Source organism: Stenotrophomonas lacuserhaii (assembly GCF_039674585.1).
Lineage (GTDB): Bacteria > Pseudomonadota > Gammaproteobacteria > Xanthomonadales > Xanthomonadaceae > Stenotrophomonas > Stenotrophomonas pennii_A.
The window spans coordinates 1-14,507 of the sequence record NZ_JBDJNU010000003.1 but is presented as its reverse complement, the minus strand read 5'-3'; the positions used below and the strand labels follow the sequence as shown (position 1 = coordinate 14,507).

The following is a 14,507-nucleotide window of genomic DNA, read 5'->3' as shown; positions in this document are numbered from 1 at the left end:
GCGGTCCGGCGCTTCGGCGTCGACGAGAAAGGCCAGCCATTGAGCTGGCCTTTTGGCGTGGCTGCAGAATCGCTCCCGCAGTACGCAGGAGGGATCGGGGTCCTTTCGCTGCGCGAAAGGACCCCGTCCCCTTACACCGTGGCCGGCAACAGACGCTCCGGTTCCGGGAAGGTTTCCACGAACAGCTCGTTGTCGCGCACGTCGATGCTGACCCTGCCGCCGTTGACCAGCTTGCCGAACAGCAGCTCGTCGGCCAGCGGACGCTTGACCTTGTCCTGGATGACTCGGGCCATCGGGCGTGCGCCCATCAGCGGATCGAAACCGTGCTGGGCCAGCCAGTCGCGCGCGGTCGGGGTAGCCGACAGGCTGACGTGCTTTTCCTGCAGCAGCATTTCCAGTTCGATCAGGAACTTGTCCACCACCCGCAGGATGTGTTCGAAGCCCAGCGCCTGGAACTGCACCACCGCATCCAGCCGGTTGCGGAACTCCGGGGTGAAGCTGCGGCGGATGGTCTCCATCGCGTCGGTGGCGTGATCCTGCTTGGTGAAGCCGATCGAACGCCGTGACGCCTGCGCGGCACCGGCATTGGTGGTCATCACCAGCACTACGTTCTTGAAGTTCGCTTCACGGCCGTTGGTATCGGTCAGCACACCCCGATCCATGACCTGCAGCAGGATATTGAAGATATCCGGGTGCGCTTTTTCGATTTCATCCAGCAGCAGCACGCAGTGCGGCGTCTTGACGATCTTTTCGGTCAGCAGGCCACCCTGGTCGAAGCCCACGTAGCCCGGAGGCGCACCGATCAGGCGACTGATCGAATGTCCTTCCATGTACTCGGACATGTCGAAACGGACCAGCTCGATCCCCAGCTGCAGGGCCAGCTGCTTGGTCACCTCGGTCTTGCCGACACCGGTTGGGCCGGCGAACAGGAAGTTGCCGATCGGCTTTTCCGGATTGGCCAGCCCCGAGCGGGCCAGCTTGATCGCCGAAGACAGCGTCTCGATGGCCGGATCCTGGCCGAAGATCACCATCTTCAGGTTGCGCTCCAGATGCTTGAGCACGTCCTTGTCGGTGGCACTGACCTGCTTGGCCGGGATGCGTGCCATCTTGGCCACGATCGCCTCGATCTCTTCTATGTCGATCAGCTCCTTGCGCTGCCCTTCGGGCATCAGTCGCTGCCGCGCACCGGCCTCGTCGATGACATCGATCGCCTTGTCGGGCAACAGGCGGTCGCCGATATGCTTGACCGACAGGTCTACCGCCGCCTGCAGGGCATCGTCGGCATAGGTGACGCCGTGGTGCGCTTCGTACTTCGGCTTGAGTCCCTGCAGGATCTCGTAGGTTTCGCCCACGGTCGGCTCGACGATGTCGATCTTCTGGAAGCGCCGCGCCAGCGCGCGGTCCTTTTCAAAGATGCCGCGGTATTCTTGGAAGGTGGTGGAGCCGATGCAGCGCAGGTCACCGGAGGCCAGCGCCGGCTTGATCAGGTTGGAGGCGTCCATCGTGCCACCCGACGCCGAACCGGCGCCGATGATGGTGTGGATCTCATCGATGAACAGGACCGCGTTGGGCACCTTCTTCAGCGCGGTCAGTACGCCCTTCAGGCGTTTTTCGAAGTCGCCGCGGTACTTGGTGCCCGCTACCAGCGCGCCCAGGTCCAGCGAGTAGATGACCGCGTCGGCGAGCACCTCCGGCACCGATCCTTCGACGATCCGGCGTGCCAGGCCCTCGGCGATCGCCGTCTTGCCGACGCCGGCCTCGCCGACGTACAGGGGGTTGTTCTTGCGACGGCGGCACAGCACCTGGATGGTGCGCTCGATTTCGTCGGCCCGGCCCACCAGCGGGTCGATCCGGCCATTGCGGGCCTGTTCGTTGAGGTTGCTGGCGAACTCGGCCAGGGCGTCCCCCTTGCCTTCGCCTTCGCCTCCTTCGGCGCGCCCCTCGGGATCCGACGGCGAGGACGGCTCCCCCTCCTCGCCCAGCTTGGCGATGCCATGGGACAGGTAATTGACCACGTCCAGCCGGGTGACATCCTGCTGGTTGAGGTAGTACACGGCGTGGGAGTCCTTCTCGCCGAAGATCGCCACCAGGACGTTGGCGCCGGTGACCTCCTTCTTGCCCGAGGACTGCACGTGGTAGACCGCGCGCTGCAGTACGCGCTGGAAGCCCAGGGTGGGCTGGGTGTCGCGGCCATCATCCTCGGCAAGCCGCGAGACCGACGCCTCGATGGCCTGCTCCAGCTCCTGGCGCAGGCGCTCCGCGTCGGCACCACACGCTTTCAGGACGGCCTGGGCCGAGGGATTGTCCAGCAGCGCCAGCAACAGGTGTTCGACGGTCATGAATTCATGCCGCGCTTCCCGTGCCCGCTTGTAGCACTGGCCAATGGTGTGTTCGAGGTCTTTGCTGAACATGCTCTACTCCGGCGGCAGTTGAAGACGATATGCGGCCTGACCACACGTTTTCCATCACCCTAGCGGAACTGCCCGTTCATACGGCGTTAGCATGCCGTCGCGGTGCTGCCCAAGGTGATTCCACCATACCCCATACCGGTTCCCCGCCGGGCGCTGGCGTGCCGGGCGCAACCCGGAGCCTGATCGTGCCGCAGATGGAACGCACCGGACTACCACGCAGCGGCCATGGCCGCCGGGTCAGGCCTTTTCCATCGTGCAGAGCAACGGATGCTGGTTCATCCGGGCATACTCATTGACCTGCGCCACTTTCGTCTCGGCGACTTCGCGGGTGAACACACCGCAGATCCCGCGGCCCCGCGTATGCACGTGGAGCATCACCTGGGTGGCCTGATCCAGGTCCAGGTTGAAGAACTGCTGGAGCACGTCGACCACGAAATCCATCGGCGTGTAGTCATCGTTCAACAGCATCACCTGGTAGAACGGCGGGGGGGCGACCTCCGGGCGTGCCGGTTCAAGCAGCACGCCGTGGTCGGAATGGGATTCGTGGGAAGTCTCGCGAGGCATCCGCTTATTATAGTGGCTGGCCCCGCCGGATTGGACGGCAGGCCGGCGCGCCTTCACAATCTGCGCGACTCCCCGTACTACCTTCACAGGATTCCCATGGAAAGGACGCTTCGCCTCGCCCTGCTGCTGGCCGCCGCCGCAACAGCGGCCCCCTCCTTCGCCGCCGAGCCGGACAAGGCCGTCGGGCGCCATCTCGACAAACTGGGCTATCCCTACGAGATCGACGAGGACGGCGACTACCGCATGGTGTTCGACATGGAAGACGACCGCACCCAGCTGGTCTACGTGCGTTCGGTGGTGGAAGAATTCGGCAGCCAGCATGTGCGCGAGATCTGGTCGCCCGGCTACCAGGCCAGCGCCGATCCCTTCCCGGTGGCCGTGGCCAACCGCCTGCTCGAAGATTCCCAGGATGCGAAAATGGGCGGCTGGGTGAAGCAGGACAAGGTCGCGATGTTCGTGGTGAAAGTGGACGCCGACGCGTCTTCGGAAGCACTGGATGATGCCATCGAAGCCGCCAGCCGGACCGCCGACGCGATGGAACTGGAACTGACCAGGCAGGACGAATACTGAAGTGAGTGCCGCTGCGCCGCGCTGGGCTCCCCGCGTTACCGTTGCCACCGTGGTGGTCGACGACGGTCGACTGTTGCTGGTCGAAGAACGCATCGATGGCGAGCTGGTGCTCAACCAGCCCGCCGGCCACCTGGAACCGGGTGAGTCGCTGGCCGAGGCCGCACTGCGCGAGACACGGGAAGAAACCGGCTGGGAGGTGGAGTTGACCGCGTTCATCGGCACCTACCAGTGGACCGCCCCGGATGGCACGCCGTTCCTGCGCTTCAGCTATGCCGCACGCCCGCTGCGGCACGATCCGCAGCGCCCGCTGGATACCGGCATCGAGCGCGCGCTGTGGCTGCACCCGGGCGAGCTGCTGGCTGAACGCCAGCGGCTGCGCAGCCCGTTGGTGTGGCAGGTGGTGGCTGACTTCCTCGCCGGCCAGCGCCACCCCCTCGCCCTGGTCAAGGAGGTCGGCGCATGAGCGCGCCGCGGATCATGGTCGGCGTGTCCGGCGGCGTGGACTCCTCCGTGGCGGCCTGGCGGCTGGTACAGCAGGGCGAGCCGGTGGCCGGACTGTTCATGCAGAACTGGGCCGATGACGGCAGCGGCGAATGCCGCGCCGAGGATGATCGCCGTGATGCGGTGGCCGTGTGCGGACTGCTCGGCATCCCCTTCCACTTCCGCGACTTTTCCAGCGAATACTGGAAAGGCGTGTTCGAACACTTCCTGGCCGAGTATGCGGCCGGGCGCACCCCCAACCCGGACGTGCTGTGCAACCGCGAGGTGAAGTTCAAGCACTTCCTGGATGCCGCCCGCGAGCTGGGCGCCGAGCGCATCGCCACCGGCCATTACGCGCGGATCGCCCGCGACGGCAACCAGTGGCTGCTGCTGCGCGGCGCCGACCGCAGCAAGGACCAGAGCTATTTCCTGCACCAGCTGGGCCAGGCCCAGCTGTCGGCCACCTTGTTCCCGATCGGCGACCTGAACAAGAGCGATCTGCGCCGGATGGCGCGTGACGCCAACCTGCCGACGCATGCCAAGAAGGACTCCACCGGCATCTGCTTCATCGGCGAACGCGATTTCCGCGCCTTCCTCGGCCAGTACCTGCCCGCACGGCAGGGCCGCATCGTGGATCCGGACGGGGCGGAGATCGCCGAGCACCCCGGGGTCTTCTACTTCACCCTGGGCCAGCGTGAGGGCCTGAACATCGGCGGCGTACGGGGTCGCCCGGCGGCGCCGTGGTACGTGGTGGGCAAGGACGTGGCGTCCAACACGCTGTATGTCGACCAGGACCGCGACAGCCGCTGGTTGATGTCCACCGCGCTGGTCAGCGAAGGCGCGCACTGGATCGCCGGCGCGCCGCCTGCCGCGCGCTTCGAGTGCACCGCACAGACCCGCTACCGCCAGCCCGACGAGGCCTGTACGGTGCAGGTGCGCGATGATGGCAGCCTGCTGGTCCGCTTCGCTGCGCCCCAGCGGGCGGTCACTCCCGGCCAGTCGCTGGTGCTGTACCAGGGCGATGTCTGCCTCGGTGGTGCGGTGATCGCCGCCACCGACGCGCCGCTGGAACAGCGGCTGCGCCCTACCCCTTCTCCTTTCGAGGTACCTGCTGCATGAGTTTCACTGTCGACGACCGCGTACTGGCCCTGGCCGGCATTGCCCAGGCCCTGCAACAGGTACGCCGCATCGCCGATACCGGCCATTCCGACGCCGGGGCGGTGCGCACCGCCATGGACAGCGTGTTCCGCATCGACGCCGCATCGCCGCAGGACGTGTATGGCGACCGCGAATCGCTGAAGCCGGGCCTGCGCCTGCTGCACAACTACTTCCGCAACCAGGGCCAGGACCCGATCCTGCCCAAGCTGGCATTGGCGGTGCTGCAGCTGGAGCGCCGCTTCGTGCGCGAGCCGGACACCATCGCCAAGGTCACCGCCGGCATCGAGCGCGCCAGCCGCCAGGGCCGTGAGCTGGGCGACAGCGGGCACCCGGACGTACTGGCCACGCTGGGCGGCGTGTATGCCGACACCATCAGCCACCTCAAGCCGCGGGTCATGGTGCAGGGCAACCCGCATTACCTCGGCCAGGCCGGGGTGGTGGCCGAAATCCGTGCGCTGCTGCTGGCGGCGGTGCGCTCGGCGGTGCTGTGGCGGCAACTGGGCGGCGGCTACTGGGACTTCCTGCTGGCACGCAAGGCGATGCTGGAAGCGGTGGACCGCGCGTTGCGCTGAGCCGCACGGTAGCGCCGAGCCATGCTCGGCGAGCGCAGCGGGCGAAGGCAACAGCGTGACGACCAACGGTCGTCACCCACCAACGGCCGAAGCATGACGGCCAGCGGCCGTCACTACCGGGGCGGTCGCGGCGGATGCAACATCGGCATTAAAGAGAACCGGGGCACGGCCGATACTGCATTTGTGACTCTCCCGGGAACGTCCATGTACTCTCGCACCATCATCCGTCTGGCCGCACCCTTGGTGCTGACCCTGCTTCTGCCCCTTGCCTTTGCTCTGGAGTGGCCTGCGGCCCTGCGCTGGGCGATCCTTACCACGATGACGCTGAGCTGGCTCGGCCACGCCTGGTGGAGCACCCGTGCTCCGGTCGGACGTTCGCCGGAACAGGCCCGCATCCTGCGCGAGCAGGACCAGCTGCTGACCGAACTGCGCAACTTCGTCGGCAATGAAATCGACGGATCGCGCAGCGAAATCGAACGCGCCCGTGACCTGATCCGCCAGGCGGTGTCCGGCCTCGGCGGCAGCTTCGAAGCGATGAACCGCAAGTCGCGCCAGCAGAGCCAGGCGCTGGCCCGCATCGTCGACCGCACCGGTGAAGATGGTTCGGCCGGGCTGGACGTGGCCCGCTTCGCCCAGCACGCCAGCCACCAGATGGAACAACTGGTGGAAGCGCTGGAACAGGTCAGCGGCCAGAGCAGCAACACCGTGCAGCACATCGACCAGATGGCGCAGCACCTGGATGGCATCTTCGCGCTGCTGGAAGACGTCAAGTCGATCGCCGACCAGACCAACCTGCTGGCACTGAATGCCGCCATCGAAGCAGCCCGTGCCGGCGAAGCCGGTCGCGGATTTGCCGTGGTGGCCGACGAGGTGCGCAACCTGTCCGAACGCTCGACCACCTTCAACGAGCAGATCCGCAAGCTTGCCCACAGCTCCAAGGACGCCATCGCCAAGGTCCGCGAGACGGTCACCCACATGGCCTCGCGTGACATGGACCGCTCCCGCGAGGCGCGCATGGAAGCCGCTTCCATGGTCGACAACGTGGCGCAGATCAATGCCTCGCTGGGCGATGGCATGCGCGAAGTGTCCGAGTGCGCCCGCGCCATCGACGGCAGCGTGGCCGAAGCGGTGCGTGCCCTGCAGTTCGAAGACATCGCCACCCAGGCGCTGGGCGGCGTGCATGTCCACCTGGACCGCCTGACCTCGATCAACCGCGAAGCGCTCGCGCTGCAGGAACTGCTGCATCGCCATGGCGGCGCGGCCGACGAAGAAATGGTCACCGCACTGGCCCGCACCGGCAACCGCCTGCGTGACCTGCGCAGCGAATGGGAGCGTCCACCGCACAAGCCGGTCACCCAGCAGAGCATGGGTGCCGGAACGGTGGAACTGTTCTGACCACGCGTGGTTCTTGACCTTTCAGGTGAAGCCCAGAGCCCCGGTACTGCCGGGGCTTTGTCGTGCGCGGCGCCGGAGCACGGCCGGGCTGCTGCGGCTGCGCCCCTGATGAAGAGCGCGCGCCAGCAACTGCAGCAGCTTGAAGCGATGGCGCAGGCGGAGCTGGCGCAGATGGAGCAGATGGCGGCGAGCCAGCCCGCTGCGCGGCACAGTGTCGAGCAGGCCAGCCTGGAGTGGGACCTGGGGGTGGACGCAACGGATCTGGCGCTTGCCCCGGTGGGATTCCCGACCGCCACAGCGGCACGCTGACACGCCCTGCATGCCGGCCAGAGGGGCTGCGCGTGCGCCGCCTGCGGCGGCCGCAGGCCCCCACCCACGCAGAAAAAAACGCGGCGCTCAGCCCACCAGTGCCGCTGCGGTATCGCGCATCGGTGCGCCGGTGGCGGCATTGCGCAGCCACTGTGCCAACTCGCGCGGCACCAGCGGCCGCGAATACAGGTAACCCTGGATCTCGTCGCAGCCCTGGCGTCGCAGCAGGTCTTCCTCCTGCGCGGTCTCCACCCCTTCGGCCACGACCTTCATGCCGAGCGCATGGCCCAGGTGCACGATGGCCTGGGTCACTTCGGCGGTACCGGCATCTGCCAGCATGCCCTGTACGAAGCTGCGGTCGATCTTCAGCCGCCCGACCGGGAACCGGTTGAGATAGTGCAGGTTGGAGAAACCGGTACCGAAATCGTCCACGGCCAATGGCACGTTGTGCCGCTCGAAGACGTCGAAGCAGTGCCGGAGGATTTCCGTGTCACGGATCAGCGCGGATTCGGTGAGCTCCAGCTCCATCCGGGTCGGCGACAGGCCGTGCGCGTGGCAGACCTCGATGACCCGCTCGGCGAATCCCCGCTCGCGCAGCTGCACCGCCGACACGTTCACCGCGATGCGGTCGAACGACAGGCCGGCGCGGTCCCAGGCCGCGGCCTGCCGGCAGGCTTCGTTGAGTACCCAGTCGCCGATGCGGACGATCTCGCCACACTTCTCGGCGATCGGGATGAACTCGACCGGGCTGCAGTAGCCCAGGCCGGGCCGGTGCCAGCGCAGCAGCGCCTCGATCGCCGGTGGCTGCCCGGCTTCGGCGTGCATCAGCGGCTGGTAGACCAGGCTGAACTCCTCACGCTCGATCGCGCCGTGCAGCGCATGTTCGATGTCCAGCCGGCGCTGGATGCGGCTGAGCACATCCTGGCTGTAGTACTGGTAGGTATTGCGGCCCGCCTCCTTCGCCGCGTGCATGGCCGCATCGGCGGCGCGCAGCAGCGACTCGAAATCCTGGCGACCGTCTCCCAGCATCGCGATGCCGACGCTGGCACCGACCTTGAGGAGGTCCTGGCCGCGATGCAGCGGTTCGGCCAGAGAGGCAATCAGCTTGCGTGCCACGTGCCCGGCATCCTCGGCTTCGGCCAGGTCGCGCAGCACCACGATGAACTCGTCACCGTTGAAACGGCCAAACAGATCGCTGTTGCGCAGGTTCTGGTGCAGCCGGCTGGCTGCGGCCTTGAGCAGGGTATCGCCGGTGGCGTGGCCGAAGCTGTCATTGATGGTCTTGAAGCCGTCCAGGTCGATGAACAGCATCGCCAGCGGGGTCCCGCGATGGCGCGCCTCGTCGATCGCAGCGGCGGTCTGCTCACGCAGCAACAGGCGATTGGGCAGCCCGGTCAGCAGATCGTAGTGCGCCAGCAGCTCGATGCGTTCGTTTGCCTCGCGCTCCCGGGTGATGTCACGGAACAGCACCACGAACCGCGGCGGCAGGCCGTCCCGGCAGTCCAGTTCGATCAACACCTGGACCCACACGCGCATGCCGGACTGCCGGTAGAAGCACAGGTCCAACTGTTCGGGCAGGCCGCCAGCGGCGATGCGGTCGAGCGCGGATCCGAAGGCGGCGCGTGAATCGTCGGTGTAGAGCGCGAGCGCCTGGTCCAGGCTGACCGGTTCCTTGCGCAGGCCATGGATCCGGTAGCATTCCTCGGTCCACTGCATCTGCCGGGTATCGACTTCGATCTCGCAGCCGCCGATGCGTCCCAGTGCGGACACGCGATTCAACAACTCGGTGCGCCAGCGGATCAGTGCGTCGGTCTGGTGCTGTTCGGTGATGTTCTGCACCTGGCCGAGCAGGCGCTGGACCTGCCCATCGGCGGCCTGCAGCGGCTGCATCCACAGGCGCAGCTGCAGGGCGGGTTGTTGCCCCTCCCTGCGCAGCTCAAGGTCAAGGTTTCCCGGGCGGCCGTCGCGCCACAGCCGGCGCCAGGCCATCCGCAGCGCACCGCGCGATCGCGGGTGCAGCCGGCGCAGCCAGGCGCGCGGGCTGGATGCCGCGGCGTGCTCGTTGCCGAGCAGCGCGTGCAGTTCCGGCGACCACCAGAAGCGCCGGTCCGCCGGCTCCCACGACCAGCTGCCCATGCTGGCGATCTGCTGCGCCTGGCGAAGGTGCAGCTGCTGGTCGTGCAGGTGGGCCTCCAACTGCTTCTGCTGTTCGATATCGGTGTGGGTCCCGACCATGCGCAACGGCTGCCCGTCAGCGGTCCGTGCCACGACGCGCCCGCGATCGAGCACCCAGCGCCAGCCCTGGCCAGGCTGGCGGTAGCGGAATTCGGCGCTGTACTGATCGACCTCACCGCGCAGGTGCCGCTGCACCGCCGCATGCACGCCGGCGCGGTCGTCGGGATGTATCCGCTCCAGCAGCGCGCCGCCGCGGTCCTGGACCTCGGCCCTGCCATCGACCGCTGGCGATCGCAGCACGCGGTCGCTGGCCAGGTCCCAATCCCACAACCCGTGACCGGCACTTTCCAGCGCGAGCTCCCAGCGTTCGCCGGCGGGGCTGCCGTCGGGATGCGGGATGCTCAGGGTGAAGGCCAGCAGGTGGCCACCGTCGTCATGCACGGCGCGCATCCAGCCGTCGTGGCGGCCGCGCGGGCCGCCGGGCAGGCTGCAGGGCACGACGCCCCCATCGGCTGCCAGCAGGCGGATGTCTTCAAGCATGGGCTGGTAGGCGGCGGCCGCCGCAGGCAGCCCGTGTTCGCGCGCGGCGGGGTTGGCGGCCAGGGGCGCACCGTTGCGGTCGAGGATCACCAGCGCGGAGGCGAGCGGGTGCTGCAACAGGCTGGCAATGATCCCTTGGTCCACGCAACTTGCTCCGATGACGCCCCCGACAGCCGGGAACGAAATCGTTAGCGGCTGGCTGGCGGGATAATTGAGGGTCGGCCGGCTGCATGGGCGCGCTCGCGGCGCGCTAAGATGCTCCACGTTGCTTCCTTCCGCGACCCGGCCCCAGCCCGCCATGCCCCTGCCCCCTGTTGGCGATACCCCGTTGACGGTCTGCCCGAGCCCCCTGGCCGGTACCCTGCGCCGGGCGCGGCGGCGCGTGGTGCTGGTCTACCTGCTGCTGGCAGTGGCCTGGATCGTCAGCAGCGATGCGGCCGTCGCCGCGATGGTCGGCGATTCCCGTTTTGCCGCCTGGCTGCAGACCGTCAAGGGGGTCTTCTTCGTGTTTGCCAGTGCCGCCATGCTGTACCTGCTGCTGCGCCCGCTCGGGGCCGACCTGCTGAAGGCCAACGCACGCTTGGCGGCCTCCGATCTGCGCCATCGCCAGGCCTTCGTCGGCAATCCCGGTCCGATCCTCATCTATGACCTGCAGACAGGGATGATCCTGGATGCCAATCCAGCGGCCTGCACGTTGTTCGGCTGGAGCCGCGGGGAACTCCTGCAGGCCTCGGTCAGCCTGCTTTGGCCTGCGGACGGCCAGGCCGGTCTGGACGCCACGCTTGAACGGCTGCGCGAACATCCCGAACAGACCTGCGTGCTGCGTTCGCCGCTGCAGCTGCGCGATGGCCGCCTGCGGCAGATGGAGCTGCGCAGCAATGCGATCGACGTCGACGGTCGCCCGGCGCGGCTGTTGATCGTCATCGACCGCACTGCCGAAGACGAGGCGCTGTCACGCCGCGACCAGGCGCTGGAACGGCTTGAAGAGGCGCATGAACTGGCGCGCATCGGCGCCTGGCAGCTCGACCCCGCCAGCGGCCTGGCCAGCTTCTCGCGCCAGGTCTACCAGCTGCTCGGACGGCGCCCCCCCAAGACGCGCAGCTGGCACCGCTTCGATGAACTGCTGGTGCCGGCCGATGCGGCGACCACGGCGATGACCGAACAGCTGCTGGCCGGGATGAGCAGCGGCGAGCCGGTCCACGTCGACGTCCTGCTCCCCCTGCTTGGCATGGACGGGCGGCCCCTGATGACCCACCTGCGTGCCGAAAGCGGAGTGGACGAACTGGGTCGTCCGCGGGTGATGGGCACGCTGCAGGACGTCACCGAACGCGAGCAGTCCCGGCGCCTGCTGCGCGAACGCGAGGAACAGTTCCGCGAACTGGTGCGGGTGCTTCCCGACGGCGTGGTGATCCTCTCCGAAGAGCACGTCCTCTACGCGAATGCATTCGCGGTGCGGCTGTTTGGCTACCAGGGCCACACCCTGCTCGGCGAATCGCTGCAGGCGCTGGTCGGCGAATCAGGCCTGCCGGCCGTGCGTGCCCAGCTGCGCAATCCCCTGCCGGAAGCGAGCGCCGGCCACATCGAGATCATCGGCATGCAGCGCGCCGATGGCAGCCGTTTCCAGGCGGGGCTGGCGGTGGGCGAAGTGCGCTACGGTGGCCGTGACTGCCGCCTGATGATCGTGCGTGACCTCAGTGATGCCGAGCGCACGCGCGCCGCGCTGGAGAACAGCAACCGCGAACTGCAGGCGATGGCCGGGCGGCTGTTTTCGCTGCAGGAGGACGAACGCCGCGCCATTTCGCGTGACCTGCACGATGACATCGGCCAGGCGATCACCGCGATCAAGCTTTCGGCCTGGGCGGCGCTGGATGAAGAGGACGGCGTCCGCCGCCGCGAAGACCTGCAACAGATCGTCCAGCTGGCCGATGGCACCGTGGCCAAGCTGCGCGACCTGTCCACCCTGCTGCGGCCACCGCAGCTGGATGCGCTGGGCCTGGAGGCCGCGCTGCGCTGGCAGGCCGGCGTGCTGTTCCGCTCTTCGCAGGCCGAACTGCTGTCACGCATCGACACCCTGCCCCAGCGCCCGGACAACGCCATCGAACAGGCCTGCTTCCGGATCGCACAGGAAAGCCTGACCAATGCCCTGCGCCACGCCAAGGCCAGCCAAGTGCTGCTGCACCTGCGTGACATCGACCAGGACCGCCTGCACCTGCAGGTGCGCGACGATGGCGAAGGCTTCGATCCGCATGGACCGCGCGGCCTGGGCCTGATCGTGATGCGCGAACGTGCGCAGAGCGTGGGCGGACAGCTGCGCATCGAATCGGCTCCGGGTGAAGGTACCCTGATCGAACTGCATCTCCCCTACCGTGTCGGCATGATGCCGGACGAACCGCTGGAATCACGCCTTTGATGTGGAATACCTCCCTGCCCCCGGTCAGTATCGAGGACGCCCCGGACCGACTGGGCGCCGGTAACCCCGAGCTGCAGGCGATGGTCGCCGAAGCGGCCGCGGGCGGTACCCCGATGATGGTGATGCACGTGGACATCGACCACTTCGCATCGGTCAACGAGAACATGAGCGCCGAAGTAGGCGACCAGGCATTGGTGCTGGTGGCCCAGCGCCTGAAGTCCTGGCTGCGCGGCCGTGGCACGCTGTGGCGCCACGGCAGCGATGAGTTCCTGGTGGCCGTGCCGCGTACCGGCGAGGTCGCCCTGCCGGAGGACTTCGCCGAAGAGCTGCGGCAGCAGCTGGAACTGCCCCTTTCAGTGCTGCCCTACACCCTGTTCATGACCGGCAAGCTGGGCGTCAGCCTGTGCCCCGAACACGCCAGCACCGCCTCGCGCCTGCTCGACCACGCCGAGGACGCGCTCTACCAGGCAGCGCGCGAAGGCGGCAACGCGGTGCGCATCCACGCGGTGGATACCGTGCCCAGCGCGCACAGCGAGAGCATCATCGCCCGGCAGATCATCGATGCGATTCCCAATGGCGAGCTCAAGCTGCGCTACCAGCCGCTGGTGAGTTCGCGCGATGGCCACGTGGTCGGCATGGAGGCGCTGCTGCGCTGGCAGTCGCCGACCTTGGGCATGCTGGTGCCTGAACGTTTCATGCGGACGGCAGAACGGCTGGGGATCATCGTGCAGATCGGCACGTGGGTGCTGGAAGGCGCCTTGAAGCAGGCGCGGCTGTGGCGCGACCAGGGCTTCGATGACTTCACCATCGCGGTCAACGTCTCCACCCTGCAGCTGCTGCGCCCGAACTTCTTCACCGAAGTGATGGGCCTGATCCAGGCCGCCGGCGTTCCGGCGCCCATGCTGACCCTGGAGATCAACGAAAGCGCATTGACCAACAATGTCAATTTCGTCCACGAAACCCTGGTCAACCTGCGCAACGAGGGCATCAGCCTGAGCCTGGACAACTTCGGCACCGGCGACTCCAGCCTGAGTGCGCTGGTGCGCTACCCGGTGGACAAGCTGAAGATCGATCGCAGCTTCATCAAGAGCGCCCCGGCCGGCAACCGTGAGGCGGCCATCGCCCGCGCCATCATCGCCATGGGCCACCAGCTGGGCATGACCGTGATCGCCAACGGCGTGGAATCGCAGGCCCAGCTCGGCTTCCTGCGCCGCAACGACTGCGACGTGTTCCAGGGTTACCTGTTCGGCGAACCGATGTCCGCCGATGCGGCGGGCATGACCCTGCGCCGCCGCTACCTGCGACCGGAAGCATTCGCTGAAACGCGGCCGGACCGCACCCTGCTGCTGCTGGACGACGAAGAGAACGTGCTGCGCTCGCTGGTGCGTCTGTTCCGCCGCGACGGCTACCGGATCCTCGCGGCCGGCAACGTGCGCGATGCGTTCGACCTGCTGGCGATCAACGACGTGCAGGTGATCCTGTCCGACCAGCGCATGAGCGACATGAGCGGCACCGAGTTCCTGGGACGGGTGAAGATGCTGTACCCGGACACGATCCGGTTGGTGCTGTCCGGTTACACCGACCTCAACACGGTCACCGATGCGATCAACCGCGGGGCGATCTACCGCTTCTTGACCAAGCCGTGGAATGACGACGAGCTGCGCAAGCACATCCACCAGGCGTTCCGCACGTACGAGGAGCAGCGGCGCAGCAATGGTGGTTCCGTTGCGGCGGAGCCCTTCGAGTCGTTGGATGATCGGTCGGTGTTGCGCTGAGGGATGGTCGAACGGGTTGGACCCCCTCGCGGGTGGCTTTTTCTAGACCCGCGGCTGGGGGCCGGGCGGTGGGGCTGTGCGGGGGACGGCAAAAGCCGCTCCTGCGGGCCTCGTTTCGCGCCATCCATGGCGCTCAACGCCCCCGCCC

At 67.4% G+C, this 14,507-nt stretch carries 11 protein-coding genes; 8 read left to right on the top strand and 3 right to left on the bottom strand.

Annotated features, from left to right (window positions below; genetic code table 11):
• Positions 1-131: 131 nt before the first annotated feature.
• Both clpA and clpS read right to left on the bottom strand, forming a co-directional pair.
• Positions 132-2,411, bottom strand: a complete 2,280-nt coding sequence (gene clpA, locus ABE522_RS01670) for an ATP-dependent Clp protease ATP-binding subunit ClpA (RefSeq protein ID WP_346590131.1) — start codon at positions 2,409-2,411, stop codon at positions 132-134.
• A 237-nt stretch (positions 2,412-2,648) separates the two neighbouring features.
• A complete protein-coding gene (gene clpS / locus ABE522_RS01665; RefSeq protein WP_346590130.1) occupies positions 2,649-2,975 on the bottom strand; it encodes an ATP-dependent Clp protease adapter ClpS in 327 nt (108 codons plus the stop codon).
• 96 nt (positions 2,976-3,071) lie between these two features.
• Here clpS and ABE522_RS01660 point away from each other — a divergent pair, with 96 nt between their 5' ends.
• From ABE522_RS01660 to ABE522_RS01635, 6 genes are all read left to right on the top strand, one after another.
• Entirely contained in the window at positions 3,072-3,545 is a 474-nt protein-coding gene (locus ABE522_RS01660) for a hypothetical protein (protein ID WP_346590128.1), read from the top strand.
• Between the two features lies 1 nt (position 3,546).
• Positions 3,547-4,008, top strand: a complete 462-nt coding sequence (locus ABE522_RS01655) for an NUDIX hydrolase (RefSeq protein ID WP_346590127.1) — start codon at positions 3,547-3,549, stop codon at positions 4,006-4,008.
• Positions 4,005-5,144 carry a tRNA 2-thiouridine(34) synthase MnmA gene (gene mnmA, locus ABE522_RS01650; RefSeq protein WP_346590125.1) on the top strand — a complete coding sequence of 380 codons (1,140 nt, stop codon included), beginning with the start codon at positions 4,005-4,007 and terminating at the stop codon, positions 5,142-5,144. The genes ABE522_RS01655 and mnmA overlap by 4 nt, the downstream gene beginning before the upstream one ends.
• On the top strand, positions 5,141-5,755 hold the full coding sequence (hflD, locus tag ABE522_RS01645; protein ID WP_346590123.1) for a high frequency lysogenization protein HflD: 615 nt from the start codon (positions 5,141-5,143) through the stop codon (positions 5,753-5,755). The genes mnmA and hflD overlap by 4 nt, the downstream gene beginning before the upstream one ends.
• Positions 5,756-5,959: 204 nt before the next feature.
• Complete coding sequence (locus ABE522_RS01640) at positions 5,960-7,150, top strand: methyl-accepting chemotaxis protein (RefSeq protein WP_346590121.1); 1,191 nt, start codon at positions 5,960-5,962, stop codon at positions 7,148-7,150.
• Positions 7,151-7,258: 108 nt separating this feature from the next.
• On the top strand, positions 7,259-7,459 hold the full coding sequence (locus ABE522_RS01635) for a hypothetical protein (protein WP_346590119.1): 201 nt from the start codon (positions 7,259-7,261) through the stop codon (positions 7,457-7,459).
• Between the two features lie 87 nt (positions 7,460-7,546).
• Here the strand turns inward: ABE522_RS01635 and ABE522_RS01630 are convergent, their stop codons facing one another.
• Positions 7,547-10,318, bottom strand: a complete 2,772-nt coding sequence (locus tag ABE522_RS01630) for an EAL domain-containing protein (protein ID WP_346590118.1) — start codon at positions 10,316-10,318, stop codon at positions 7,547-7,549.
• 154 nt (positions 10,319-10,472) lie between these two features.
• Here ABE522_RS01630 and ABE522_RS01625 point away from each other — a divergent pair, with 154 nt between their 5' ends.
• Together ABE522_RS01625 and ABE522_RS01620 are read left to right on the top strand one after the other, a co-directional pair.
• Entirely contained in the window at positions 10,473-12,584 is a 2,112-nt protein-coding gene (locus ABE522_RS01625) for a sensor histidine kinase (RefSeq protein WP_346590117.1), read from the top strand.
• The gene (locus ABE522_RS01620; RefSeq protein ID WP_346590115.1) at positions 12,584-14,359 is read left to right on the top strand and encodes an EAL domain-containing protein; all 1,776 of its coding nucleotides are present in this window, start codon (positions 12,584-12,586) and stop codon (positions 14,357-14,359) included. Before ABE522_RS01625 ends, ABE522_RS01620 begins: the two co-directional genes overlap by 1 nt.
• Positions 14,360-14,507: the final 148 nt, after the last annotated feature.

Bases quoted from the DNA above. Each gene is read 5' to 3' on its own strand.
- clpA (WP_346590131.1), bottom strand. From the start codon at position 2,411: ATGTTCAGCAAAGACCTCGAACACACCATTGGCCAGTGCTACAAGCGG.
- clpS (WP_346590130.1), bottom strand. From the start codon at position 2,975: ATGCCTCGCGAGACTTCCCACGAATCCCATTCCGACCACGGCGTGCTG.
- ABE522_RS01660 (WP_346590128.1), top strand. From the start codon at position 3,072: ATGGAAAGGACGCTTCGCCTCGCCCTGCTGCTGGCCGCCGCCGCAACA.
- mnmA (WP_346590125.1), top strand. From the start codon at position 4,005: ATGAGCGCGCCGCGGATCATGGTCGGCGTGTCCGGCGGCGTGGACTCC.
- hflD (WP_346590123.1), top strand. From the start codon at position 5,141: ATGAGTTTCACTGTCGACGACCGCGTACTGGCCCTGGCCGGCATTGCC.
- ABE522_RS01640 (WP_346590121.1), top strand. From the start codon at position 5,960: ATGTACTCTCGCACCATCATCCGTCTGGCCGCACCCTTGGTGCTGACC.
- ABE522_RS01635 (WP_346590119.1), top strand. From the start codon at position 7,259: ATGAAGAGCGCGCGCCAGCAACTGCAGCAGCTTGAAGCGATGGCGCAG.
- ABE522_RS01625 (WP_346590117.1), top strand. From the start codon at position 10,473: ATGCCCCTGCCCCCTGTTGGCGATACCCCGTTGACGGTCTGCCCGAGC.
- ABE522_RS01620 (WP_346590115.1), top strand. From the start codon at position 12,584: ATGTGGAATACCTCCCTGCCCCCGGTCAGTATCGAGGACGCCCCGGAC.